The 25882-nt window shown below is 72.1% G+C and carries 20 protein-coding genes; 14 read left to right on the forward strand and 6 right to left on the reverse strand.

Annotated features, from left to right (window positions below; genetic code table 11):
- Both AOJ26_RS17440 and AOJ26_RS17445 read right to left on the reverse strand, forming a co-directional pair.
- On the reverse strand, nucleotides 1–887 hold an 887-nt coding region (locus AOJ26_RS17440; protein ID WP_053849228.1), incomplete at its 3' end, for an ornithine cyclodeaminase family protein.
- 14 nt (nucleotides 888–901) lie between these two features.
- Nucleotides 902–1882: a multicopper oxidase domain-containing protein gene (locus AOJ26_RS17445; protein ID WP_053849229.1), complete on the reverse strand. Its 981-nt coding sequence runs from the start codon at nucleotides 1880–1882 to the stop codon at nucleotides 902–904.
- Nucleotides 1883–2071: 189 nt separating this feature from the next.
- On the opposite strand from AOJ26_RS17445, the gene AOJ26_RS17450 reads away from it, so the two are divergent.
- Together AOJ26_RS17450 and AOJ26_RS17455 are read left to right on the forward strand one after the other, a co-directional pair.
- Nucleotides 2072–4570: a ThuA domain-containing protein gene (locus AOJ26_RS17450; protein WP_179200205.1), complete on the forward strand. Its 2499-nt coding sequence runs from the start codon at nucleotides 2072–2074 to the stop codon at nucleotides 4568–4570.
- Nucleotides 4570–6762, forward strand: coding sequence for an OmpL47-type beta-barrel domain-containing protein (locus tag AOJ26_RS17455; protein WP_053849231.1), 2193 nt, complete (start codon nucleotides 4570–4572; stop codon nucleotides 6760–6762). The genes AOJ26_RS17450 and AOJ26_RS17455 overlap by 1 nt, the downstream gene beginning before the upstream one ends.
- Here AOJ26_RS17455 and ligD read toward each other — a convergent pair.
- Complete coding sequence (ligD, locus tag AOJ26_RS17460; RefSeq protein ID WP_053849232.1) at nucleotides 6749–7774, reverse strand: non-homologous end-joining DNA ligase; 1026 nt, start codon at nucleotides 7772–7774, stop codon at nucleotides 6749–6751. The genes AOJ26_RS17455 and ligD overlap by 14 nt on opposite strands.
- Before the next feature lie 65 nt (nucleotides 7775–7839).
- Here ligD and AOJ26_RS17465 point away from each other — a divergent pair, with 65 nt between their 5' ends.
- Nucleotides 7840–8901: an ATP-dependent DNA ligase gene (locus tag AOJ26_RS17465; protein ID WP_053849247.1), complete on the forward strand. Its 1062-nt coding sequence runs from the start codon at nucleotides 7840–7842 to the stop codon at nucleotides 8899–8901.
- Nucleotides 8902–9958: 1057 nt separating this feature from the next.
- Here the strand turns inward: AOJ26_RS17465 and AOJ26_RS17470 are convergent.
- Nucleotides 9959–11149 (reverse strand): zinc-dependent alcohol dehydrogenase, encoded by a 1191-nt coding sequence (locus tag AOJ26_RS17470; protein ID WP_053849233.1) that lies wholly within the window; start codon nucleotides 11147–11149, stop codon nucleotides 9959–9961.
- 195 nt (nucleotides 11150–11344) lie between these two features.
- Here AOJ26_RS17470 and AOJ26_RS17475 point away from each other — a divergent pair, with 195 nt between their 5' ends.
- Nucleotides 11345–12361 carry a DUF3048 domain-containing protein gene (locus tag AOJ26_RS17475; protein ID WP_053849234.1) on the forward strand — a complete coding sequence of 339 codons (1017 nt, stop codon included), beginning with the start codon at nucleotides 11345–11347 and terminating at the stop codon, nucleotides 12359–12361.
- On the opposite strand, the gene AOJ26_RS17480 is transcribed toward AOJ26_RS17475, so the two are convergent.
- Entirely contained in the window at nucleotides 12362–12826 is a 465-nt protein-coding gene (locus tag AOJ26_RS17480) for a MarR family winged helix-turn-helix transcriptional regulator (protein WP_053849235.1), read from the reverse strand.
- Nucleotides 12827–12974: 148 nt separating this feature from the next.
- Here AOJ26_RS17480 and AOJ26_RS17485 point away from each other — a divergent pair, with 148 nt between their 5' ends.
- The 8 genes from AOJ26_RS17485 to AOJ26_RS17520 are packed head-to-tail and all read left to right on the forward strand — an operon-like array spanning nucleotide 12975 to nucleotide 20289.
- Nucleotides 12975–13757, forward strand: coding sequence for a CoA transferase subunit A (locus tag AOJ26_RS17485; protein WP_053849236.1), 783 nt, complete (start codon nucleotides 12975–12977; stop codon nucleotides 13755–13757).
- Nucleotides 13757–14401: a CoA transferase subunit B gene (locus AOJ26_RS17490; RefSeq protein WP_053849237.1), complete on the forward strand. Its 645-nt coding sequence runs from the start codon at nucleotides 13757–13759 to the stop codon at nucleotides 14399–14401. Before AOJ26_RS17485 ends, AOJ26_RS17490 begins: the two co-directional genes overlap by 1 nt.
- Nucleotides 14398–15600 (forward strand): thiolase family protein, encoded by a 1203-nt coding sequence (locus AOJ26_RS17495; protein ID WP_053849238.1) that lies wholly within the window; start codon nucleotides 14398–14400, stop codon nucleotides 15598–15600. The genes AOJ26_RS17490 and AOJ26_RS17495 overlap by 4 nt, the downstream gene beginning before the upstream one ends.
- Before the next feature lie 16 nt (nucleotides 15601–15616).
- Complete coding sequence (pcaH, locus tag AOJ26_RS17500) at nucleotides 15617–16390, forward strand: protocatechuate 3,4-dioxygenase subunit beta (RefSeq protein ID WP_053849239.1); 774 nt, start codon at nucleotides 15617–15619, stop codon at nucleotides 16388–16390.
- Nucleotides 16391–16396: 6 nt separating this feature from the next.
- Nucleotides 16397–17002 carry a protocatechuate 3,4-dioxygenase subunit alpha gene (gene pcaG, locus AOJ26_RS17505; RefSeq protein ID WP_053849240.1) on the forward strand — a complete coding sequence of 202 codons (606 nt, stop codon included), beginning with the start codon at nucleotides 16397–16399 and terminating at the stop codon, nucleotides 17000–17002.
- Nucleotides 16999–18330, forward strand: coding sequence for a 3-carboxy-cis,cis-muconate cycloisomerase (gene pcaB, locus AOJ26_RS17510; protein ID WP_053849241.1), 1332 nt, complete (start codon nucleotides 16999–17001; stop codon nucleotides 18328–18330). Before pcaG ends, pcaB begins: the two co-directional genes overlap by 4 nt.
- A complete protein-coding gene (gene pcaD, locus AOJ26_RS17515) occupies nucleotides 18327–19448 on the forward strand; it encodes a 3-oxoadipate enol-lactonase (RefSeq protein WP_053849242.1) in 1122 nt (373 codons plus the stop codon). Before pcaB ends, pcaD begins: the two co-directional genes overlap by 4 nt.
- Nucleotides 19449–19497: 49 nt before the next feature.
- Nucleotides 19498–20289, forward strand: a complete 792-nt coding sequence (locus AOJ26_RS17520) for an SDR family NAD(P)-dependent oxidoreductase (RefSeq protein ID WP_053849243.1) — start codon at nucleotides 19498–19500, stop codon at nucleotides 20287–20289.
- Between the two features lie 117 nt (nucleotides 20290–20406).
- Here the strand turns inward: AOJ26_RS17520 and AOJ26_RS17525 are convergent, their stop codons facing one another.
- On the reverse strand, nucleotides 20407–23076 hold the full coding sequence (locus AOJ26_RS17525) for an ATP-binding protein (RefSeq protein WP_053849244.1): 2670 nt from the start codon (nucleotides 23074–23076) through the stop codon (nucleotides 20407–20409).
- 256 nt (nucleotides 23077–23332) lie between these two features.
- On the opposite strand from AOJ26_RS17525, the gene AOJ26_RS17530 reads away from it, so the two are divergent.
- A complete protein-coding gene (locus AOJ26_RS17530; protein ID WP_234358583.1) occupies nucleotides 23333–24541 on the forward strand; it encodes an MFS transporter in 1209 nt (402 codons plus the stop codon).
- 4 nt (nucleotides 24542–24545) lie between these two features.
- Complete coding sequence (locus tag AOJ26_RS17535; RefSeq protein WP_053849246.1) at nucleotides 24546–25700, forward strand: anhydro-N-acetylmuramic acid kinase; 1155 nt, start codon at nucleotides 24546–24548, stop codon at nucleotides 25698–25700.
- Nucleotides 25701–25882: the final 182 nt, after the last annotated feature.

Here is a 25882-nt window from a genome sequence, read left to right on the forward strand (position 1 = left end):
ATCCCCTCCCGCCCGGCCCGCCCGTACGCCGCCCAGGCCAGCGCGAGATCCTGCCAGGGCAGACCCACCGGAGCGTAGACGGTACGGTCCGAGCCGGTCGTGCGGCCGGGGTGCTCGGAGCGCACGATCTCGCCCAGGGTCGCGTCGGGCCGCGGCAACACGCCCACGTGGGAGGCGAGTTCGCGGTCGTCGACCACCAGCAGTGCCGCTTCCAGCAGATCGGCCGCCAGTTCCGCCTTGCCCGGCTCGTCGATGCCCAGGCTCGTGAAGTGCTGGCCCGGCCTGGTCTCGTGCAGGCGCAGCAGCGGTTCCCGGGACCAGGTCGCCGACAGGACGATGTCGGCGACCCCGGCGACCTCCGCGGCGGAGGACAGCACACGGCCGCCGTGCCGCTCGGCGAACTCCGCGGCGCGGTCGGCGGACGTGTCGTGGACGACGAGGGCACCACGGGGCCGTAGCACCCCGAGGCCCCGCACCATCAGCTCCGCCTGCGCTCCCGCCCCGACGACGCCGACGGTCTCCCCCGGCCCGGCCAGCAGATGCGTGCCCAGCGCGGCCGCGAGCCCCGTCCGCCATGCCGTGACCGTCGCCGAGTCCAGCAGCGCCAGCAGTTCACCGTCGGTACCGCTGTGCAGGCAGATCACCCCGCGCAGGGCGGGCCGGGCGCCGGGGAACTTGGCGTTGACCTTCACCGTGTAGGCGGGCACGCCGGGGAGCAGGCCGGGGATCAGCGCGGTCGCCGTACCGGGGAACGGGAGGTCGGTGCGCATCCGTTGTCCCGCGATCGACACGGTGTCCGCGTCCCGGAAGCCGTCCCGCAGGACGTCCAGGCAGGTCGCCGGCTCCAGCACCGTCTCCAGATCGCCGCGCGTGAGAAGAAGGGTCACCCGCCCATGATCGGTCAGTGGTGGTGCTCGGCCTGCTGCCCGGTGTGCTCGTGCGGCTCGTACCCGGGGATCGTCCCGTCCGTCTTCTTCACCAGGAACAGGCCGACCATGCCCATGTCGGAGTGGCTCTGCACGTGGCAGTGATACATCCACGCGCCCGCCCCGACCCCCTCCCCCGCGATCACCTGGAAGCCGAAGGAGTCCGCCGGGCCCACGATCTTGTTGTCGATGACCTGGCTCGGGTCGTCGGGGCCGGTGAGCATGCCGGTGCGGTTGTCCGCCCAGCGGTGACCGTGCATGTGGAAGGTGTGGTAGTACTCGCCGTGCGTGATCACCACGAACTCGACCCGATCGCCCACCGTGGCCTCGAAGTTGGGCCCCGAGTGCGCCGGCTTGTTGTTGATGAGCAGGTCGTTGAAGACGACGGTGTGGGTCGCGTCCGGCAGGATGTCGCCCTTGCGGCGGACGATCACCGGGCCGTAGAGGCCCTTGCGGATGCCGGTGGTTCCGTGTTCCGTGCCGACCACGTGGTCGTGGTAGTGCCAGTAGCCCGCGCTGCCCGCCCGCCAGGTGCCGTCGGCGCGGCGGCCCGGGGCGTGGGTGCGCCAGGTGTAGGTGCGGGTGCCGCCCGGCTCGACCTCGCTGTTGTTGAGCTTGGTCCCGTCGCTGGAGACCTCGTAGTCCAGGCCGTGGACGTGCAGGCTCGCCCGGACGTCCATGGTGTTCTCGAACTCGATGTGCAGGGTGTCGCCCTCGTTGAGCTCGATGAGCGGGCCGGGGACGGTCGCCTTCCCCTTCGCCAGGCCGTAGCCCATCTGTCCGTCGGCCAATTTCTCGGCGTACAGCTTGATGCGCCTGACCTCGCCGCCGCCCGGGGCGGCCTGCGCCGGACCTGCCTCGCTGCGGGCCTCCGGGGCCAGCGACAACGATGTCGCGACCGCCGCGCCACCGAGCAGCACCCGCCGGTTGAAGCCACGTCTGTTCAGCGCGCCCATGCAGAACTCCCCACAGTGATACGGGTTTTGCCGAGACGTACCTGTGATGAACCGGTGAGACGGTACCGGCCGCGGAGCCGTTTTTCCACACTCAGGACAAAGTTCGTCCGATCCCGGTCATAGGTATTGGCGAGTGAGGCAAAGGGGTCTAGCTTCCAAGGCGCTGTTGCTGTGACCGAGGAGGTGCCCATGCACTTACGAGGGTTGAGCGCGAGAAGCGGAGGAAGTGCGAGGAGACGGATCTGGACGGCCACCGTGACCGCGGGGGTCGTCGCCGCCGGGCTGATGTCCGGACCGGTCGCGGGGGCACTGCCTGCTCCCGACTCGACCGTGACAACGATGTCCGTCAAGTCGCCGCCAGGTGGCGGGGACGTACGGGTGCTGGTCTTCTACGGGTCGGCGGCGGGTGGGGACGAGTCGCCGGTCGTCAACGCCGGGATCGCGGCGATCGAGAGCATCGGGCTGTCCGGTCCGGCGAACCAGCGGTTCGAGACCGAGGCCACCGACGACGCGAGGGTCTTCACCGACGAGAAGGTACTCGGCGGTTACAACGCGATCGTCTTCCTGACCGGGGGCGGCGATGTCCTCGACCCCGAGCAGGAAGCGGGCCTGGAGGCCTACATGGAGGCGGGCGGCGGTTTCGTCGGCATCCATGACGCGGCCCGCGCCGAGCCGTACTCCGACTGGTTCACAGGGCTCGTCGGCGCCCGCCCGGCCGCCTCCAGCCCGACGGCCGTCCAGCGGGCCACCGTCGAGGTCGGCGACCGGCAGCATCCGGCGACGAAGAACCTGCCGGTGCAGTGGAAGCGCCCCGACCAGTGGTTCAACTGGACCAAGAACCCGTCAGGCGACGTGCACACCGTGGCCCGGGTGCGCGAGTCGACCTACCAGCCCGGCGCGAGCGCCAACGGCTGGGACCACCCGGTGAGCTGGTGCCGGGACTACGACGGCGGCCGGTCCTTCTACACCGGCATGGGCGGCACGGTCTCCTCGTACGACGAGACGGACTTCCGGGCCCATCTGCGCGGCGCGCTGCTGTGGACCTCGCGTCTCGTCCAGGCCGACTGCAAGGCGACGATCAACGCCAACTACAAGGCGGAGCGCCTCACCCAGCCCAACCAGCCGGGGCAGAACGACCAGATCGGCGAACCGCACGGCCTGGTCACCGCACCCGACGGACGGGTCCTGTACATCGGCCGGGGCGGCGCCGACTCCTCCCAACCCGTGATCACCGACTGGAACAACCCCGACATCGGCAAGGGCAGGGGCGAGATCCACGTCTACGACCCGAGCACCAAGAAGGTCACCCTCGCGGGCGCGTTGACCGTGTTCGGCAACAAGGGCGGTGGCGACGAGCTGGTCAAGGTCGAGGAGGGACTGCTCGGGATCGAGCTGGACCCCCGCTTCGAGGACAACGGCTGGGTGTACCTGCACTACACCCCACACTCCCGCCTCAACCGCGACACGCAGATGGCCGAGCGGCGGGTCTCCCGCTTCACCCTCGACCTCGCCACGAACAAGCTGGACCTGAACAGCGAAAAGGTCCTGCTCAAGTGGCCGGTCCAGGTGCACAGTTGCTGCCACGCGGGCGGCGGGATGGCCTGGGACTCGAAGGGCAACCTGTACATCGCGACCGGGGACAACAACTCCAGCGGCTTCAGCGGCGGTTACTCGGGCAACAACCCGCAGCCGAACTACAAGGGCGTCTCCTTCGCGGACGCGCGCCGCACCGCGGGCAACACCAACAACCTCAACGGCAAGATCCTGCGCATCCACCCGGAGGCGGACGGGACCTACACCCTGCCCGAGGGGAACCTCTTCACCGGCAGGGAGACCGCCGAGGGCGGCGGCAAGACCCGCGGCGAGATCTACGTCATGGGCGTCAGGAACCCGGCCCGGATCTCCGTCGACAAGAAGACCGACGTCCTGTACGCCGGTTGGGTCGGCCCGGACGCCGGCGCGCCCTCGACGACCTGGGGCCCGGCCAAGTACGACACCTTCGCCGTCATCACCAAGGCGAGCAACCGGGGCTGGCCGTACTGCATGGGCAACAAGCAGCCCTACCGGGACCGCAACCTGCCCAACCCCGACCAACCGCTGGGCTGGTACGACTGCGACCACCCGAAGAACGAGTCGCCCAACAACGACGGTCTGGTCAACCTGCCGCCGGTCACCGGCAACAACATCTGGTACTCACCGCAGGGCGGCGCCCCGGACTACCCGCGCGACGCCAACGGCATCCCGTCCTACAAGCAGGAGCAGGCCAAGTACCTGCTGCCCTGGCTCAAGGGAGGCGGCCAGGCGGCGATGAACGGTCCGGTCTACCGCTACGACACCGCCGCGGCCGGCAGCACCGTCAAGTGGCCCTCCTACTGGGACGGCAAGTGGTTCGTCGGTGACTTCTACGACGCCGACCAGCCGCGCAACGCGGTCATCACCGACCCGGGGAACCACGGCGAGGGCGGGTTGCCCGTCCACTCCGAGTCCCTGAAGAAGATCGTGCCGATCGGCAACGACGGCATCAAGAACCTCATGGACTGGAAGTTCGGCCCGGACGGCGCGCTGTACGTCCTCGACTACGGCCGCGGGTTCTTCACCTCGGACGCCAAGTCGGCGCTGTGGCGGGTCACTTACACGGGCGGCGGGCCGACCCCGGCCGCCGGACAGCTCGCGAGAGGAGGGCAGTGATGCACCCCCGGAGAGCTCTGACCGTCCTGGTGGCAGCCCTGCTGATGGTGCTCGGCCTCCAGTCGGCGTCCCAGGCACGGCCCGACCCGGTCGCGGCGGCGGCCCAGACACTCACCTGGACCGCCGGCGACGACATCACCAAGTACAACTCGGCCCCGGCGACCGCGGTCGCGGGCTCGGCCACGATCGTCTTCGAGAACAGCGCGGCCACCGGCAACACCACCGGGATGCCGCACACGCTGACCTTCGTTACCAGCGACCCCGAGTTCAACGACGACGTCCAGCTCAACATCCTCGCCAACCCCAACGACGACATGGGCGGCCGCCACACCGCCGAGGTCACGCTCACCCCGGGCCGCTACTTCTACCACTGCACGATCCCGGGCCACGGCCAGATGCAGGGCATCCTCGTGGTGACCGAGGGCAGCGGCGAGGACACCACCGCGCCGTCGGCCACGGCCCAGGTCAGCGGCACGCAGAACGCGCAGGGCCAGTACGTCGGTTCGGCGAGCGTGGCGGTCACGGCGACCGACGAGGCCGGCGGCTCCGGCGTCGACCGGATCGAGTACGCGATCGGGGACACGGGTGCCTGGCAGCCGTACACCGCCCCGGTCGTCGTCGACCAGGTCGGCGACCACAAGGTCCGCTACCGGGCCGTCGACAGGGCGGGCAACGTCTCCGCCGAGAAGGGCGTCACCTTCACGGTCGTCCCGCCGCCCTCCGACGACACCGCCCCGCCGGACACCTCGGCGACGGTCAGTGGCGAGCAGAACCCGGACGGCACCTACGTCGACATGGCCACGGTGACCGTGTCCGCGTCCGACACCGGGTCCGGGGTCAACACCATCGAGTACGCGGTGAACGACGGGAGTTGGCAGCCGTACACCATGCCCGTGATGGTGCACCAGGTCGGCTCGCACACCGTGCGCTACCGGGCGACCGACAAGGCGGGCAATGTGGCCGCCGAGAAGAACGTCCGGTTCACGGTGGTCGCGGCGGCTCCGCAGGACACCGTCCCGCCGGTGACCGGGGTGACCGTGGACGGCACGCGGAACTCCGACGGGGCCTACGTGGGCAACGCCCGCGTGACCGTGAGCGCCACGGACGAGGGCGGTTCGGGTGTCGCCGGGGTCGAGTACTCGATCGACGCCGGACCCTACCTCGCGTACTCCGCTCCCGTGGTCGTCGACCGGGCGGGCACGCACACCCTGGCGTACCGGGCGACCGACAAGGCGGGCAACACCTCGGCGGCGCGCACGGTGACCTTCACCGTGGTCTCGAGCCAGGTCCCGGCGCCGAACTGCGCCGAGCTCGACGAGCGGTTGACGGTGATCGTCGGCACGGTCGACTCCGGGGTGCCGAACCGGATCACCAACAGCCGGTGCCGTATCAACGAGTTGATCGAGGACGAGAAGGAGTGGACGTCCCACGCGCTGTTCCTCAAGCACGTGAAGACGGTCCTCGACAAGCTCTACAAGGAGGGGGTCGTCGACGAGCGCGAGTACGACGCGATCGACGCGGCGGCCCGTGAGTCCGGGATCGGCAGGCCGGGGCAGACCGAGGGCTACCGCACGATCCTCGACGGGAGCGCGGCCTCCTTCGCCAAGTGGCAGCACGTGGGCGGCGGTTCGTTCGCCCCGAACGGCGACGGGACGATCACGTCCGGCACCACGCGGGACGGTCTCGGCATGCTCTGGTTCCCGGAGCGCAAGTACGGCGACTTCTCGCTCAAGCTCCAGTGGCGGGACGACGCCCCGGGCACCGGCAACGCCAACTCCGGTGTGTTCGTGCGGTTCCCGTGGGTCCACGACCACCCGGAGGAGCCCCGGCCCGAGTGGGCGGCCATCAAGTACGGCCACGAGGTGCAGGTGTTCGACCGTCCCGACGGCGACATGTACAAGACCGGGTCGATCTACGGCTTCGACCGGGTGGGGCTCGCCGGTGCGGGCGTCACCCAGAAGGGCACGTGGAACGACTACGAGATCCGGGTGGTCGACCAGCACTACTCGGTCTACCGCAACGGCGTGCTGATCAACGAGTTCGACAACATCGGCGGCCAGGAGTTCTACCCCGCCCGCTCGGACGACCCGGGCACGGACGGACGGCGGTTCTCCTCCGGCTACATCGGACTCCAGGTGCACAGCACGACGGACGTGATCTCGTACCGGGACGTCAGGATCAAGGAGCTGTAGGACCGGGCTTCCTGGCACGGCTCGGCTGTACCCGCCTGGGCTCCCCCGGCATCTTCGGATACTCGGGCGGGTACGGCAGATCGCCAAGGCCGTGGTCGTGCTCGTCACGGCGGGCCAGTTCCAGGAGGGGCTCCAGCGAGAAGGCGTGATCGTCCATGTCCGCGTGCACGTCGCCGAGTTCGGCGAAGCGCGCGGGCATGGTCGCGATGTCGAAGTCCTGTGGGTGCGCCTCGCCGACCTCCTCCCAGCGCAGGGGCGCGGAGACGGGGGCGTGCGGGCGGGGCCGTACCGAGTAGGCGGAGGCGATCGTGCGGTCGCGGGCCGTCTGGTTGTAGTCGAGGAAGATGCGCTCGCCCCGCTCCTCCTTCCACCACTTGATGGTCACGTGGTCCGGCATCCGGCGCTCCATCTCACGCCCGACCGCGATCGCGGCCCGCCGCACCTGGGTGAAGGTCCAGCGCGGTTCGATGGGCACGAAGACATGCAGGCCGCGTCCGCCGGAGGTCTTGGGCCAGCCGCGCAGACCGCCGAACTCCGCCAGCACCGACCGCAGTTCGTGGGCCGCGCGCACGGCGTCGTCGTAGTCCGTGCCGGGCTGCGGGTCCAGGTCGATGCGGAGTTCGTCCGGGTGGTCGACGTCGGCGCGGCGGACCGGCCAGGGGTGGAAGGTGAGCGTGCCGAACTGGGCGGCCCACAGCACGGCGGCCTCCTCGGTGGGGCACATCTCGTCGGCGCTGCGGCCGCTGGGGAAGGTGATGTGGGCGGTCGGGATCCAGTCGGGCATGTTCTTGGGTGCCCGCTTCTGGAAGAAGTTCTCGCCGGTCACCCCGTCCGGGTAGCGCTCCAGGGTGGTGGGGCGGTCGCGCAGGGCGCGCAGGATGCCGGGGGCGACGGCCTGGTAGTAGCGGGCGAGGTCCAGCTTGGTGAAGCCGCGCTCCGGGAAGAAGATCTTGTCCGGGCTGGACAGCCGTACCGTCCGGCCGCCCGCCTCCAGTTCCACCGCGTCACCCATGCGAGCCACGGTAAGCGAGCCAGGCATATCAGGCATTTCGGGGCATGCGCGTGCAGAATCGGACCATGGATCTGCCGGTGATGCCCCCTGTGAAGCCCATGCTCGCCAAGTCGGTGGCGAAGATCCCGCCGGACATGCACTACGAGGCGAAGTGGGACGGGTTCCGGGCCGTCGTGTTCCGGGACGGGGCGGAGGTCGAGCTGGGCAGCCGTACGGGCAAGACGCTGACCAGGTACTTCCCCGAACTGGTGGAGGCGCTGCGGGAGCGGCTGCCGGAGCGCTGTGTGATGGACGGGGAGATCGTCATCGCCCGGGACGGACGGCTGGACTTCGACGCGCTGACCGAGCGGATCCACCCGGCGGCCTCCCGGGTCCGCACCCTGGCGGAGCGGACGTCGGCCTCCTTCGTGGCCTTCGACCTGTTGGCCCTGGCGGACGAATCCCTGCTGAACGTCCCGCTGACCGACCGCCGGGACCTGCTGACGACGGCACTGTCCGGCACGACACCGCCCGTGCACGTGGCGCCGGCGACCACGGACATCGACGTGGCCCGGCAGTGGTTCGAGGAGTACGAGGGCGCGGGCCTGGACGGGGTCATCGCCAAGCCGCTCACCCTGCGCTATCTCCAGGACGAGCGGGCCATGTTCAAGATCAAGCACGAGCGTACGGCGGACGTCGTGGTCGCGGGCTACCGGTTGCACAAGAGCGGCCCGGTGGTCGGCTCGCTGCTGCTCGGCCTCCACGACGAACGGGGCGCGCTCCAGCACGTCGGCGTGTCCGCGGCCTTCTCCATGAAGCGGCGCGCCGAGCTGATCGAGGAGCTGGAGCCGCTGCGGTTGGCGGACGTCTCAGGGCATCCGTGGGCCGCCTGGGCGGAGGAGGCCGCCCACGAGAGCGCCCGGCTGCCCGGGGCGCCGAGCCGCTGGTCGGGCAAGAAGGACCTGTCCTGGGTGCCGCTCCGGCCGGAACGGGTGGCGGAGGTGGCGTACGACCACATGGAGAACGGCGTACGGTTCCGCCACACCGCCCGCTTCCGCCGCTGGCGCCCCGACCGCACCCCGGAGAGCTGCACGTACGCACAGCTGGAGGAGCCGGTGCGCTACGACCTGGACGAAATCCTGGGCTGAGCGGCGAGGCGGGGACCGCATCGGCCGGGTCGCAGCGTCGCCGGAGAAGGCGCCCGGACCGCACCAGCCGGACCTGCGCGGCGAGGGCCCCGCCAGCCGGGCGAAACGACTCGACCGGAACCGGGTGAGCCGGGCGGGCGCGGCGCGGCCGGGCCCGGGTCGGTCGGGTGGTGGCGCCAGGCAGCCGGGCCCGGGCCAGCCGGGTGGCCGCGGCGTGAGCCACCAACGGAGCCCTCGGGGCGTGGACCGATCAGGCGGACCCGCGCGGTCGTAAGGCGCAGCATCGGAGCCCGCGGGGGTCTGGACGGCACCCAGCGGAGCGCGCGGAGGTCTGGACGGCACCCTGCCGGACCCGCACGGATCGCAGCCGGTCGCAGTCACACCGGTCCGAATCCGCGCCCTCGAAACCCGACGAGCCGGGCTCACGCGACCGGGTCCCCATGCAACCGGGCTATGGCCACACCGCCCAGCCATTCGGGCCGCACCAGGTCCACGGCAGCCGAGTCAGCGCGGTCCGAACGGCACCCGCCGGGCCCGCCGAGGTCACGATCGCACCAGCCGAAGCCGGGCGGTCGGAGGCCGCCGACCGGGCTCGGGCGAGCAGGACCGCATCGATCGAGCCCGCGCAGCTGACGCCGTAGCTGCCCAGCCCCCAAACCCGGCCAGCCGGACCTCCGCGGTCGGCACCGCGTCAGCCGAGCCGACGCGAACGGGAACGGCACGGGCCGAGCCACCGGGGTCGTAGCCCCACCAACCGAGCCCGTTAAGGCCACAGGACCGCACCAACCGCGCCCGCGCGGTCGAAGCCGAACCGGCCGAACCGACACGATCGGAGCCACACCAGTGGAGCCCTCGCCGCCAGGGCCACATCTGACCAGCTGCGCGGCCGACGCCGCACCAGGCCGACCCGTACGGCCGTGACCGCACCAGCCGAACCCGAGCAGCCAGGACCCCGTCGGCCATACACGCACAGCCACAGCCGCGCCAGCCAGGCCGCGCACGGTCAGAGCCGCCCCCGCTGTCCGAGCCGCGCCAAGCACAGCCCACCCCGTCGAAGTCAGGGCCGCATCAGGACCTTGACCGCGCCCTCCCGCTTCTTCTGGAACATCTCGTACGCGTGCGGGGCGTCCGACAGCGGGACGTGGTGGGTCGCGAAGTCGTCGACACCGAGCGGGTCCTCGTCGGTGAGGTACGGGATGATCTCGTCGCTCCAGCGCCGCACGTTGGCCTGGCCCATCCGGAGCTGGATCTGCTTGTCGAACATGGTGAGCATGGGCAGCGGGTCCGCCATGCCGCCGTAGACGCCGCTCAGGGAGATGGTGCCGCCGCGGCGGACCAGCTCGATGGCGGTGTGCAGGGCGGCGAGCCGGTCGATGCTGAAGCGCTCGGCGAACGGTCCGCTGATCTTCCGGGGCAGCAGGGCCGAGGCGTTCTGGGCCAGGCGGGCGGCCGCACTGCCGTGGGCCTCGGTGCCGACGGCGTCGATCACGGCGTCCGGTCCGCGCCCGTCGGTCTCGTCGCGGATCGCCTGGACCAGTTCCTTCTCGTTGTCGAAGCTCCGGAGGTCGTACGTCTCCACGCCCCGCGCGCGGGCCCGGCGCAGCCGTTCGCTCACCAGGTCGACGCCGAAGACGCGCCCGGCGCCGCGCACCTGGGCGACCCGGCAGGCCATGTCGCCGATGGGTCCGAGTCCGAGCACGGCGACGCTGCCGCCCTCGGGGACGTCCGCGTAGGCGACGGCCTGCCAGGCGGTGGGCAGCACGTCGGAGAGGTACACGAAGCGGTCGTCCGGCGGCCCCTCGGGGACCTTGATCGGCCCGAACTGGGCCTGCGGGACGCGCAGGTACTCGGCCTGGGCGCCCGGTACGGCGCCGTACAGACGGGTGTAGCCGAACAGGGCGGCACCCATGCCCTCGCTGGTGACCTGGGTGGTCTCGCACTGGGTCGGCAGCCCGGTCATGCACATCCAGCAGCTGCCGCAGGCGATCTGGAAGGGCACCACGACCCGGTCGCCGACGGCGAGGTCCGGCACCGCGGCGCCGACCTCCTCGACGATGCCCATGGGTTCATGGCCGATGATGTCGCCCGGTGTCATGAACGGAGTGAGTACCTCGTAGAGGTGCAGGTCGGAGCCGCACAGTCCGGTCGAGGTGATCCGGATGACGGCGTCCGTCGGTTCCTGGATCTTCGGATCGGGCACCTCCTCCACCCGTACGTCCCGCTTGCCCTGCCAGGTCACTGCCTTCATCGCCCGGCACTCCCTCCGTCAGGTCATGTGTCGGTCCTCGGACAGGCGCCCCGGGTACCCGGGCGGGCTCCCGCCCAACCGCGATCCAGGGCCGATCGGCGTAGTCGACGCGACTAATCAGAAACAGACGGGTATGGCCACCAATGAACTTATAAGCGCACAATCAAAGACACGAGACGGGCGGGCACGGTGGGCATGGTGGGTACGGAGCAAGGGGCGCGCGCCAGACGCGCCCGTACGGCGGCGGCACTGCTGACCGCCACGGGCCTCTTCGCAGCGGGCTGCACGGGACACGACACACCCCGTGTCCCGACCGACGACGGACGCGGACAGTTCCGCACGGCACCACCGGACACCTCGGCACCGGAACCCTCGGAGGCGAGCGGCAAGGCCCGCCGCCCCTCCGTGCTCGCCGTGAAGATCGACAACGTACGGGCGGCGCGGCCGCAGACGGGCCTCGACTCCGCGGACGTCGTCTACGCCGAGCAGGTCGAGGGCGGCCTCAGCCGTCTCATGGCGGTGTACGCGACAAAACTGCCGAAAGCCGTCGGCCCCGTGCGCAGTGCCCGCGAGTCGGACCTGGAGCTGCTGCGGCAGTTCGACGACCCGACGCTCGCCTTCTCCGGCGCCCAGGGCAAGCTGATGCCCCTGATCAACCGGGCGCCGCTGACCGCCCGGACCCCCGAGAAGGCGGCCGACGCCTACTTCCGCGGCACCGACAAAGTCCTTCCGCACAACCTCTACCTGCGCCCGAGGCGCCTGGTCCGCACCACGCCGGGCGCGGACGCGCTGACGACCGGCTTCCGCTACGGCCCCGCACCGGCCGGCGGCACCCGGGACACCTCGGAGACGGTCCGCTACCCGGCCGCCCGCTTCACCTTCACCTGGTCGCCGGGCAGGAAGCGCTGGCTGGTCTCGATGGACGGCGCTCCGGACGTGACGGCCGACGGGAAGCGGCTGGCCCCGGCCACGGTCGTCGTGCAGTACGTGAAGGTGCGCAAGTCCGCCTTCCACGACTTCCTCGGCAACAACTCGCCCTACACGGTGACCGTCGGCTCGGGGAAGGCGAAGGTGCTGCGCGACGGGCGTGCCTACGACGTGCACTGGAAGCGGGGGACGCCCGCGGACGGCACGGCGTTCACCACGAAGGACGGCTCCCCGGTGAACTTCGCCGAGGGCCAGGTGTGGGTGGTCTTCGCGAAGGCCTCCTGATCAGGGCTGGGTGACGAGGGGCTCCGCGGGGTTGCGGAGCCCCTCCGCCGCGTCCGCGACCCGGCGGATCAGCTCGAAGAAACGGCTCTGCTCGTCGTCGGAGAGCGGGGCCAGGAAGACCTGGTTCATCCGGGCGGTGCGCACGGTCAGCTTGCGATGGGTGCGCACCCCGTCGTCGGTCAGGCGCAGCAGGAAGCGGCGGCCGTCCTGGGGGTCGCGGACCTTGTCGAGCAGTCCGCGCCGGCCGAGCCGGCTGATGACCTCGGCGATGGTGGACCGGTCGAGGCCGACCCGCTCCCCCACCGTGCGCTGGTCGAGCCCCGGCTCGGCGACGAGCGCGTTCAGGACCGCGAACTGGGGCGAGGTGATCTCCTCGGAGACCATCGTGTTCCACAGCAGGTAGTGCGCCTGCTGGAGCCGCCGGGCGAGGTGCCCGGGGTGGGTGGTGAGGTCCACCGCGGCCATGTGCGCTCCCGAGTCAGGTTGGCTGGGTCTGTTTTAGTCGGTGCACTGAAGAGTAGTGAGCCTTGACGCCAGGCTGCCACAGTGGCAGCTTAAGAGAAACCTCGCTGAAATACTCAGTGCACTGAGCAATTGGAATGGGGCTACGCGGATGGACAAGGTGGTCGCCACGGCCCGGGAGGCGGTGGCCGATGTGCCTGAGGGCGCGTCGCTCGCGGTGGGCGGTTTCGGGCTGAGCGGTGTGCCGAACGTGCTCATCCAGGCCCTGTACGAGCAGGGCACCGGCTCCCTGTCGGTGGTCTCCAACAACTGCGGGGCGATGGAGTCGGGCCTCGCGGTCCTGCTCGCCGCCGGCCGGATCGCCCGGGTGACCGGCTCGTACATCGGCGCCAACAAGGAGTTCGCCCGCCAGTACCTGGCCGGTGAGCTGGAGGTCGAGATGATCCCGCAGGGCACGCTCGCCGAGCGGCTGCGGGCGGGCGGCGCCGGTATCCCCGCCTTCTTCACCCCGGCCGGCGTGGGCACCCAGGTCGCCGACGGCGGGCTGCCCTGGCGCTACGACGGCAAGGGCGGCGTCGCCCTGGCCTCCCCGCCGAAGGAGGTGCGGGAGTTCGACGGCACGGAGTACGTCCTCGAACACGGGATCCGCACCGACTTCGCCCTGGTCCGGGCGGCGAAGGGCGACCGGCACGGCAACCTGGTCTTCAACAGGTCAACCCGCAACTTCAACCCCCTCGCGGCGATGGCCGGCAAGGTCACCATCGCCGAGGTGGAGGAGCTGGTGGAACCCGGCGAGATCGACCCGGACGCGGTGCACCTGCCGGGGATCTTCGTGCAGCGGGTCCTCGCGCTGACGCCCGAGCAGGCGAGGGACAAGCGGATCGAGCAGCGGACGGTCTCCGCCGCTCCGGCACGAGACACGGGGAGCAACTGATGGCCTGGACCCGGGAACAGATGGCCGCGCGGGCCGCGCGTGAGCTCCAGGACGGTCAGTACGTCAACCTCGGCATCGGACTGCCGACGCTGATCCCGAACTACCTCCCCCCGGACGTCGAGGTGATCCTGGAGTCCGAGAACGGCATCCTGGGCACCGGCCCCTACCCCACCGAGGACCAGGTCGACCCCGATCTGATCAACGCGGGCAAGGAGACCGTCACCGTGCTGCCGGGCGCCTCCTTCTTCGACTCGGCGCTCTCCTTCGGCATGATCCGGGGCGGGCACATCGACGTGGCCGTGCTGGGCGCCATGCAGGTCTCCGAGACCGGCGACCTGGCCAACTGGGCCATCCCCGGCAAGCTGATCACCGGGATCGGCGGCGCGATGGACCTGGTCCACGGCGCCCGCACGGTCATCGTGGTGATGACGCACACCGCCAAGGACGGCAGCCCGAAGATCCTCACGGAGTGCGCGCTGCCGCTGACCGGCAAGGCGTGCGTGAACCGGATCATCACCGACCTCGGCGTCCTGGACGTCACGGAGGACGGTCTCGTACTGGTCGAGACGGCACCCGGGGTGGGCGTCGAGGAGATCACCGCCAAGACCGACGCCAAACTGACCCTCGCGGAGGACCTGCGGTGAAGAACGTCTACATCGTCGACGCGGTCCGCACCCCGTTCGGCCGCTACAACGGCTCACTCGCCCCGGTCCGCCCGGACGACCTGGGCGCCCACGCGATCCGTGAACTGCTCGCCCGTACGCCCGACCTGGACCCGTCCCGGATCGAGGACGTCTACTTCGGCAACGCCAACGGCGCGGGCGAGGAGAACCGCAACGTGGGCCGGATGGCCGCGCTGCTGGCCGGTCTGCCCACCTCCGTGCCCGGCGTGACCGTCAACCGGCTGTGCGCCTCGGGTCTGGAGGCGGTGATCCAGGCGGCCCGCGCGATCGCCGTCGGGGACGCCTCCGTCGCCGTCGCCGGGGGCGTGGAGTCGATGACCCGGGCGCCGTACGTGCTGCCCAAGTCCGACAAGCCGTTCCCGGCCGGGCACGCCGAGCTGTACTCGACCACGCTGGGCTGGCGCATGGTCAACCCGCGGATGCAACCGCAGTGGACGATCCCGCTGGGCGAGTCGGCCGAACTGATCGCGGACAAGCACAAGATCAGCCGCGAGCAGCAGGACGAGTTCGCGCTGGCCTCGCACCGGAAGGCGGCCGCGGCCCGGGCGGCGGGGCTGTTCGACGCCGAGCTCGCGCCGGTGCCGGTCCCGCAGCGCAAGGGCGAGCCGGTGGTCTTCGGCGCCGACGAGTGCGTACGGCCGGACGCGTCGCTCGCGGCCATGGCGAAGCTGAAGCCGTCGTTCCGCGAGGACGGTGGCACGGTGACCGCGGGCAACGCCTCGCCCTTGAACGACGGTGCCGCCGCGCTGCTGCTCGTCGACGACGAGGGCCTCGCCGCGACCGGCCGCGAGCCGCTGGCCCGGATCTCCGCGACCGGAGTCAACGCCCTGGACCCGCACTACTTCGGGCTCGCCCCCGTCGAGGCGGTCAACCGGGCACTCGCCAAGACAGGCAAGGGCTTTGACGATCTGTCAGTGCTGGAGCTGAACGAGGCGTTCGCCGCCCAGGTGCTCGGATGTGTCGCCGAGTGGCCCGAGTTCGACCCGGCGATCCTCAACCCGCAGGGCGGGGCGATCGCCCTCGGCCACCCGCTGGGCGCCTCCGGTGCGCGGCTGGCGGGCACCGTCGCCCACCAACTCGCCCGCAGGGGCGGCGGAGTCGGTGTCGCCACCCTGTGCATCGGCGTCGGCCAGGGTCTCGCTCTCGTCCTCGAACGGTAAGGAACGCAGGAATCCCATGACTCTCACCCAGCAGGACATCGACCGGGAAATCGCCGCCGAGCACGCCGCCTACGAGAAGCGGCTCGCCGACGGCGCCCCCGTCGAGCACCAGCCGCGCCGCGACTACGCCCCCTACCGCTCCTCTGTCCTGCGGCACCCGAAACAGCCGCCGATCGGCATCGACGTCTCCCAGGACCCGGAACTGGTGGAGCTGCACTCCCCCGCCTTCGGCGAACGGGACATCACCGAGATCGACAACGACCTGACCCGGCAGCACCACGGGGAGCCGATCGGTGAGCGGATCACCGTCGAGGGGCGGCTCCTGGACCGCAACGGCCGTCCGCTGCGCGGGCAGCTCGTCGAGATCTGGCAGGCCAACTCGGCCGGCCGCTACGCCCACCAGCGCGAGCAGCACGACGCCCCGCTGGACCCGAACTTCACGGGCGTCGGGCGCACACTGACCGACGACAGCGGCTTCTACCGCTTCACCACCGTCCAGCCGGGCCCCTATCCCTGGCGCCAGCACCTCAACGCCTGGCGGCCGGCCCACATCCACTTCTCGATCTTCGGCACGGCGTTCACCCAGCGGCTCGTGACGCAGATGTACTTCCCGAGCGACCCGCTCTTCCCGTACGACCCGATCATCCAGTCGGTCACGGACGACGCGGCCCGCCAACGGCTCGTCGCCACCTACGACCACAGCCTGTCGGTACCGGAGTTCTCGATGGGCTACCACTGGGACATCGTGCTCGACGGACCGCAGGCCACCTGGATCGAAGAAGGACGCTGACCACCCATGACGAAGATCGACACCAGTCGTCCGGAGACCGTGCTGCCGACCCCGTCGCACACGGTCGGCCCCTTCTACGGCCACGCCCTGCCCTTCCCCGGCGGCGGCGACATCGCGCCGGTCGGCCATCCGGACACGCTCGTCCTCCAGGGCCACGTCACCGACGGTGAGGGCAACCCGCTGCCGGACGCCTTCCTGGAGCTGTGGGGCGCCGACCCGGACGGCAACGTCCCGCGGGTCGACGGTTCGATCCGGCGCGACCCGGCGACCGGCGGTTACCTGGGCCGCAACGGCGTGGAGTTCACCGGCTGGGGGCGCGTCCAGACCGACGCCAACGGCCACTGGAGCGCGCGCACGCTGCGTCCGGGCGCGCGTGGGCGGAGCGCCCCGTACATCAGCGTGTGCGTGTTCGCGCGCGGGCTGCTGGTGCACCTGTACACCCGGATCTACCTGCCGGACGACGAGGCGGTCCTGGCCGCGGACCCGCTGCTGGCCCGGGTGCCGGAGGAGCGGCGCGACACGCTGATCGCACGCCGGCAGGGCGATGGCACCTACCGTTTCGACATCCGCCTTCAGGGCGAAGGCGAAACGGTCTTCCTGGAGTTCCAGTGACTTCTCCCGATCCGGACACCGGACTGCTCGGCCCCGGCTGGGCGGCCTCCCCCGCCGCCTCCGCGACCTCCGACACCGCCTACCTCCAGGCGCTGCTGGACGCGGAGGCCGCGCTGACCCGGGTGCAGGCCCGTCTGGGACTCGCCCCGCGGGAGGCGGCGGACGCGGTCACCGGGGCGGCCGACGCGGCCCGGTTCGACGTACGGTCCCTCGCGGAGCGTGCGCGCGGCGGCGGCAACCCGGTCATCCCGCTGGTCGCCGATCTCACCAGGGCGGTCGGCGAGGAGTACGGCCCGTACGTCCACCGGGGTGCCACCAGCCAGGACGTCCTGGACACGGCGGCCATGCTGGTCGCGTCCCGCACGCTCGACCTCGTCCTCGCCGACCTCCACCGCGTCCAGCAGGCCCTGGCCCGGCTGGCCGCCGAACACCGCGACACGGCGATGCCGGGACGGACCCTCACCCAGCACGCCGTTCCGACGACGTTCGGACTCAAGGCGGCGGGATGGCGCTCGCTGGTCCTGGACGCGCGGGACCGGGTCGCGGTGGTGCGCGGTTCCCTTCCCGTCCAACTCGGCGGCGCCGCCGGGACCTTGGCGGCGTTCACGGCGTACGGCAGCGAGGACCCCCGGGGCCTCACGGCGGCCTACGCTGCGGAGCTCGGGCTCCGCGCACCGGAGCTGCCCTGGCACACCCTGCGCACCCCGATCGCCGACCTCGCGGGCTGTCTCGCCTGCACCGCCGGCGCGCTGGGCAAGATCGCCGCGGACGTGCTCGTGCTCGGCCGCACCGAGATCGCCGAGGTCGCGGAGGGCAGCGGGGGCGGCTCCTCGGCGATGCCGCACAAGGCGAACCCGGTGCGGTCGGCGCTGATCGCCGCCGCCGCCCGGCGTGCGCCGCAGCTCGCGGCCACGCTGTACGGGTCGCTGGCCGCCGAGGACGAGCGGCCCGCCGGCGCCTGGCACGCCGAGTGGGAGCCCCTCAGGGATCTGCTGCGGCTGGCCGGCGGAGCCGCGCGCGACGCCGCCGAACTGACCGAGGGGCTGCGGGTCCACGCCAACGCCATGCGCGCCCACCTCGACCTCACCCACGGGCTGATCGTCTCCGAGCGGCTGTCCGCCGAGCTGGCACCCGTGCTGGGACGCGCCCGCGCCAAGGAACTGCTGACGGAACTCGCCGGGCGGACCTACACCGAAGGTGTCTCCCTCGGTGAACTCCTCGCTCGTGAACCCGAGTTGAAGGACGTCGACCTCGGCGAGCTCACCGACCCCACCCACTACACCGGCTCGGCCGGTGCCCTCACCGACCGTGCTCTGGAGCGACGTTGACCGCACAACTCCTCAACCACCGCGCCGAGGGTCCCGCTTCCGCTCCCCCGCTGCTGCTCGGGCCGTCGCTCGGGACCTCGTACGCCCTGTGGGACAAGGTGGCGCCGGAGCTGTCCCTCACCCACCGGGTGATCCGCTGGGACCTGCCCGGCCACGGCGGTTCGGCGGCCGGCCTGATCAGTCCCGGCGCTACCGTGGGCGACCTCGCCGATCTGGTGCTGGGCCTCGCCGACTCGCTCGGCGTCGAGCGGTTCGCGTACGCCGGGGTGTCACTCGGCGGCGCGGTCGGTCTGCACCTGGCCGTGCACCACCCCGAGCGTGTCGCGTCGCTGGCGGTGATCTGCTCCTCAGCCCACTTCAACGGCAGCAAGCCGTGGGAGGAGCGGGCCGAGCGGGTCCGCCGGGAGGGGATGGAGTGGCTGCTGGAGAGCGCGAACTCCCGTTGGTTCGCCGGTGACTTCAGCGTGCCGGAACTCGTACGGGACCACGCCGAGGCCGATCCGGAGGCGTACGCGGCCTGCTGCGACGCCCTGGGCTCCTTCGACCTGCGCGAGCGGCTGCCCGGGATCCTGGCGCCGACCCTGCTGATCGCCGGCCGCGAGGACCCGGCGACCCCGCCGCCCCATCTGCGGGAGATCGCCGACGCGGTGCCGCGCGCCACGCTCGTCGAGCTCCCCGGGGCCTCGCACCTGGCCCCGGCGCAGTGCCCGGAGGCCGTCCTCACCGCCCTGCGCACGCACCTCGACGGTGGTGCCAAGCGGGGCATGGAGGTGCGGCGCGAGGTGCTCGGGGACACCCACGTGGACCGGGCGCAGGCCCGGCAGACCCCGTTCACCGCCCGCTTCCAGGACTTCATCTCGCGCTACGCGTGGGGCGAGATCTGGACCGACCCCACGCTCAGCCGCCGCGAGCGCAGCATGATCACCCTGACGGCGCTGGTCGCGCACGGCCACTACGACGAGCTGGCCATGCATGTGCGGGCGGCGCGCCGCAACGGCCTCACCCCGGAGGAGATCGGGGCCGTCCTGCTCCAGACGGCCGTCTACTGCGGGGTACCGGCGGCGAACTCGGCGTTCGCCACGGCCCAGCGGGTGCTGGCGGAGGAAGCGGAAGGGTGACCCCGGCAGGGGCAGGCACGAGGGAGGGCGATGTGCCTACCGTGGGGGCATGTCGACCATCCTGATCACCGGTGCCACCTCGGGTCTCGGCCGCTACGTCGCCTTCGAGCTGGTCCGCTCCGGCCATCTCGTCCTCGCCCACGGCCGTGACCCGCACCGCACCGAGAGCCTGGTGGCGGAGCTGCGGACGGAGGGACGGGCCGAGGGCTTCGTGGCCGACCTCGCCTCCCTGGACCAGGTGCGGGAGCTGGGCGCCAAGGTCGCCGACGCCCACCCCGAGCTCGACGTCCTGGTCAACAACGCGGGCGTGGGCTCCGGTTCGCCGGGCTCGGGCCGGGAGGTGAGCGCCGACGGACACGAACTGCGGCTGGCGGTGAACTACTTGGCGCCGGTGGCTCTGACCCGGTCCCTGCTTCCGGTACTGCGGGCGAACACCCCCGCGCGCGTCGTCAACGTGGGGTCGGCGGGCCAGGAGCCGATCGACTTCGACGACCCGGAGTTCACCCGCGGCCATGCCGGGTTCGCGGCCTACTGCCGTGCCAAGTTCGCCCTGGCGGCCCACACCTTCGCCCTGGCCGAGGAGTTGGCGGGCACGGGGGTCGCGGTCAACGTCCTGCACCCGGCGACCTTCATGGACACGGCGATGGTACGCGAGGGCGGCGTCGCCCCGTGGTCGACGGTCGCGGACGGGGCTCCCGGTGTGCTGGCCCTGGCCACCCGGGACCTCGGAACGGGCGGCTACTTCGACGGGACGCGTCCGGCGCGGGCGCACGAGGAGACGTACGACAGGGAGGTGCAGAAGCGCCTGGCGACGCTGACGGACCGACTCCTCGCGCCGTAGCTCCCCAGCGGCGCGGGGAACCGCGCGACCAGCCTCCGCCGCCCGCGCACGAGGTCAGCGCAGCCTCCGCCGCCCACGCATGAGGTCAGCGCAGCCATCACCGGCCCGCGCACGAGGTCACCGCAGCCCCCGCCCCGTCTCCAGCACCTCCCGGGCCTGCGCCACCAGCCCGTCCGCCCCGCAGGAACGCGCCAGCGCCAGGCCCCGGTTGAGCTCGGCCACGGACCGCGCCGCGATGCCGTACTCGACCCGGGCCGCCGCGTGCTCGTACTGACAGGGCGACGCCTCCAGGTACGCCACCGCCTGCGCGGCGAGCCGCACCGCCCGCTGCCCGGTCTCCAAGGCCGCCGCACACCGCAGCGCCTCACCGATCGCCGTGTCCGTGCCGAGCCGCTCGGCGTGCCGGCGGACCTCCGTGGCCAGCTGGGCGGCCCGCACCGGGTCCTCGACGGCGAGAGCACGCGCGAGGTCGGCCGCCCACGGCACCAGCACCGGGTTGTGGTGGCCCCGGACCGCCGCCGCCTTCTCCGCGGCGTCCAGTTCGTTGATCCCGTCCTTGGTCCGGCCCACGGCCAGCAGCAGCCGTCCCCGCACGGACCGCGGGTCGGGCAGCACGATCGTGGACGGGTACGGCGGCGCGAAGCCGTACTGCTCGGCGATCGCCCACGCCTCCTCGACATGGCCGCGCGCGAGCAGCGTGTCGACGAGGTTGCACGTCGCCGACCAGTACAGCGGCAGACCGCGTCCGACCCGTTCGGCGAGCCGCAGCGACTCGCGCAGGGAGGTCTCCGCCTCCCGGAGCCGGCCACGCCGACGGTGGCCCAGGCCGACGTAGGCGTGGGCGAGCGCGAGGTGGCCACCGCTCCAGCCGGCCGACTCGTAGGTGCGCAGGGCGTCGCTGTAGAGGGCCTCGGCGCGGTCGAGCCGGTCCGTGAAGGCGTACGCGCTGGCCAGCATGAGGGGCAGTTCGAGGCCCCACTCGGTGTCGGTCCAGCCGAGGCCGGGTGCGAGGCGGCCGTTGACGAGGGCGCGGTCACAGACCTCGGCGATCTCCTCGGCGCTCTCGCCGCGGGCCATCGCGTCGAACCCCCGCAGGATCAGCAGCGCCCGCTCGGAGTTGTCCCGGCCGGTGCACTTCGCGGCCAGGGCCGCGAGGCGCTCGGAACGGCCCGGTGAGCCGGCCTCGCCCGGGTAGAGCCCCTCCCAGGTGTACTGCACGGCCTGGAGGCGGAGCCGGGCCGAGCCCTCCTCGTGCCGGGCGGCTTCCGCCTCGACGGTGCGGACCGCCTCCTCGAGCTGGTTGTTGTGCATGAGCGCCTGGGACAGGCGGATCACGGCGTCCACCCGGGCGGAGCCCTCCAGGCCGGGCATGGCGAGCGCCGTCTGGAGGTGGCCGATGGTCTTGGCGGGGGCGGTCAGGAGGGTGGCACAGCCGAGTTCGAAGAGCACGCGCGCGTGGACCTCGGGTGCCGGGGGTTCCAGCAGGGCACGCTCCAGGCAGCGGCGGGCGGCGTCCGGGGCGCCGACGAGCAGGTGTTCGCGGGCGGCCTCCCGCAGCTGCTCGACGAGTTCCTCGTCGTCGTCCGGGTGGACCTGGAGCAGGTGCCGGGAGGCGGCCGCGGCACCGAGCCCGGAGTCGGTGACGAGCTGGGCGGCGATGCCGTGCATGGCGGTGCGCAGGGCGTCCGGGATGGAGTCGTAGACGGCGGTGGCGATCAGCGGGTGCACGAACTCCAGCTCGCCGTCCTCCGCGCCGGAGTCGGTCAGGATGCGGGCGCTGCGCAGGAGTTCGGCGCAGCGCGCCGCCGTGTCGGGCTTCAGGGTGGCGAGCTTGGCCACCAGGCCGACGGAGATGTCGGTGCCGAGGATCGCGGCCGCCCAGGCGAACCGGGTGGCGTCGATGCCGAGTTCCTCCAGGCGGGCGACGAGTCCGCCGCCCCGGGCCGAGCGGTTCAGCTCGCGCAGTTCGTTCGCCGAGCTCTCGCCGGGCTCCATCTCACTGTCGCGGACCTTGGCGAGGAGTTCGACGGTCTCGTACGGGTTGCCGCCGGTGACGGCCCACACCTCACGGCAGAACGGCGCGTCGGCGTGCTCGCCCAGGGTCGCGCGGGTGAGGCCCGCGGTGGCCTCCGGGGTGAGGGCGCTGAGGCTGGTGACGGGCCCGCCCGCGGCGGCGGCCACGGTCTCCAGGAGGCGGGCGCTCTCGGGGGTGGCCTCGCCGGGGCGCCGGGCCACCACGACCAGGACGGACAGGTCGTCCAGGCGCTCGGCGAAGGCGGCGAGCCAGCGCAGGGTCTCCTGGTCGGCCCAGTGGGCGTCGTCGACCATCAGCACGAGCGGCCAGTCCCGGCGCGCGAGCCGGCGCACCGCGGCGACCAGTCCGTCGCACACGCCCTGCGGGTCGGCCTGGCGCTCACCGGGGTCCGCGATGCCGAGGGCGGGGCCGGCGATGTCGTACCAGTCGCCGAGGTACTCGCGGGCCTCCTCGGGCATCAGCGACAGGAGGGCCGGCTGGAGCAGTTGGCGTACGACGTTGAAGGGGACGGACCTGAGGGTCTCGCCGCCGCGGGCGGACCAGACGGTGCAGCCGCGTGCCTCGGCGATGCGGCGGGTCTCGGCCAGCAGGGCGGTCTTGCCGAAGCCGGCCTCGCCGCGGATGACCAGCACACTGCCCGAGGACGTGCGGCCCGCGCACAGGGAGTCGATCACCCGTTCTACGGCGGCGAGTTCCTCGTCGCGTTCCCACAGCGAGGCCGGGGCGGCCGCCATGGGCCGTACCTCCGTCATCCCGCTACCTCCCCAAGTCGCCCGAACGACGTACAGATCTCGAGCGTAGCCGTCCGGGTGCGGAAGCGGAGGACGGTCGGGGTACCTGTTGCCTTGTCGGGTGACCTGCGGTACGGGCGGGCGACGCACCCCGCCCGTGACCTGCCGTCGACCGACCTGACCGGCGGTCAGCCGTGCACGTCGAGACGCCCTGGAGGCAGCGATTCTCCGAGAACGAAGCGCAGTCCGCCCCGGCCGCGCCCTGGTCGCCGGTTCGGTGGGCAACTTCATCGAGTGGTACGAGTTCGGCGTCTACGGCTACTTCGCCACGGTCATCGCGGCCCGGTTCTTCACCCCGGAGGGCGGCGGCGAGGCCGAGGCGCTGGTGCGGACGTACGCCTCCTTCGGGCTGGCGTTCTTCTTCCGGCCCGTCGGCGCGGCCCTGTTCGGCCGGCTCGGCGACCGGATCGGCCGGCGCCCGGTGCTGATCCTGGTGATCACGCTGATGACCGGGGCGACGACGCTGATCGGCGTGCTGCCGACGTACGACCGCGTGGGCGCGCTCGCGCCCTGGCTGCTGACCTTCCTGAGGGTGCTTCAGGGGCTGTCCGCGGGCGGGGAGTTCGGTGGTGCGGTGGCGGTGCTGACGGAGTCCGCCCCACCAGGGCGGCGCGGGCTGTACGGGGCGTGGCAGTCGTTCACGGTGGCGCTGGGCCTGCTGGCCGGCGCCGGTGCCGCCGCCCTGCTCGCGACCGTGCTGACGGAGCCGCAACTCACGTCCTGGGGCTGGCGGTTGCCGTTCCTGCTCACGCTGCCGCTGGGACTCGGGGCGCTGTGGCTGCGCCTGCGTCTGGACGAGACGCCCGCCTTCCGGCAGGAGGTGGTCCTGGAACAACCGGGGGCACGCGAGGTCGCCGGGGCGATCGCGCTCGGTGCGGGGCGGATCATGGGCTGGGCGGCGGCCGGTTACACCTTCCTGGTCGTGCTGCCCGGGTACCTGCAGAGCACTCTGAGCGCCACTTTCCAGCAGGCGTTGATCGCGACCGTGCTCGCCAACCTCGGCTTCGCGGTCACCATCCTCCCGGCGGGGCTGCTCAGTGACCGGGTCGGACGGCGGCCGGTGATGGCGACGGGAGCCGCGCTCGTGGTGGGCCTGGCGGTTCCGCTGCTCAACCTCCTTCAGGACGAGGGGACTTCCGACGCGGTGAAGGGGGCGGCGGTGTTCGGGGCGGGCGCGGTCGTGGGGCTGATGGCGGGCCCGGGACCCGCGATGCTGGCGGAACTGTTCCCGACCACCGTCCGCTGTACAGGCCTGGGACTCGCCTACTCCCTGTCGAACGCCGTGTTCTCCGGCTGCGCCGGGCTCGTCATCACCAAGACGGTCGAGCGCACCGGGAACGTGGACGTCCCCGCGTACTACGCGGCGGCAACCTGCGCCGTCAGCCTGCTCGCCCTGACCAGGAACCCTTCGAGGAAGGCGGGTTGACCACATGCGGGTGATCGGCCTGATGTCCGGCACCTCGTACGACGCCGTCGACGCGGCGGCGGCCGAGCTGCGCCTGGCCGGCGACAGTCTCGTACTGAAGCCGCTGGGCATGGTGAGCGAGACGTACGACGAGGAGATCCGTGCGGCCCTCGCCAGGGCACTGCCGCCCGGCACGGTCCCGATGGCCGAGGTGTGCCGGCTGGACACCCGGATCGGACAGGCCTTCGCGGCGGCCGCCGTCCGGGCCGACCGTGAACTGTGCTCCTCCCGGGCGGACTTGATCGCCTCACACGGGCAGACGGTCCACCACTGGACCGACGGGGGCCGGGTGCACGGCACCCTCCAGCTCGGGCAGCCCGCCTGGATCGCGGAGGCGACCGGGCTGCCGGTGGTCGCCGACTTCCGGCCGCGCGACATCGCCGCCGGCGGCCAGGGCGCACCCCTGGTCAGCCTGATCGACCTGCTGTGGCTGCGCGGCCGCCCGGGCACCCCGGTCGCGCTGAACCTCGGCGGCATCGCCAACGTCACCGCGCCCGACGGGACCGCCTTCGACACCGGGCCCGGGTGCGCGCTGATCGACGCGGCCGCCCACGGGTTCAGCGGCGGGCGGCTCTCCTACGACGCCGAGGGCGCCCTGGCAGCCCGCGGCGAGGTCCACCGGCCGCTGCTGGAGCGGCTGCTCGCGGAGCCGTACTACGCGCTGCCCGCCCCGAAGACCACCGGCAAGGAGCTGTTCCACCTCGGTTATCTGCGGGAGGCCCTGTCCGGACTGGGCACACTGTCGGCCGAGGACGTCATCGCCACCCTGACCTTCCTGACAGCCCGCACGGTCGCCGACGCGGTGTGCGGGGCCGGGGCCACTGAGGTGCTCGCCTCGGGCGGCGGGACCCGCAACCCGGTGCTGATGCGGATGCTCGGCGACCTGCTGCCCGGCATCGCCGTGCGCCCCTCCGACGTGCTGGGGCTGCCGGCGGCGGCGAAGGAGTGCTACGCCTTCGCCGTCCTCGGCTTCCTGACCGCGCACGGCCTTCCCGGTACCGAACCGGCGAGCACGGGGGCCCGGCACGCGCGCGTACTGGGCTCGATCACCCCCGGCCGCGAGGCACTGCGACTGCCGCCACCCGCACGGGAACGACCGGTGCGGCTCGTACTGGAGTGAACGCCGACGGTACGGAGAGGTCTCGACCCGGATCGGCCGGCGACGCGCCGGGGGGGGCTTCGGCCGGGACGGACCGGCCACGTGCGGGGAGAGAGGCTTCGGCCGGGACCGACCGGCGACGTGCGGGGAGAGGGGCTTCGGCCGGGACCGACCGGCCACGTGCGGGGAGAGGGCCTTCGGCC

The organism is Streptomyces sp. NRRL B-24085 (genome assembly GCF_001282115.1).
Lineage (GTDB): Bacteria > Actinomycetota > Actinomycetes > Streptomycetales > Streptomycetaceae > Streptomyces.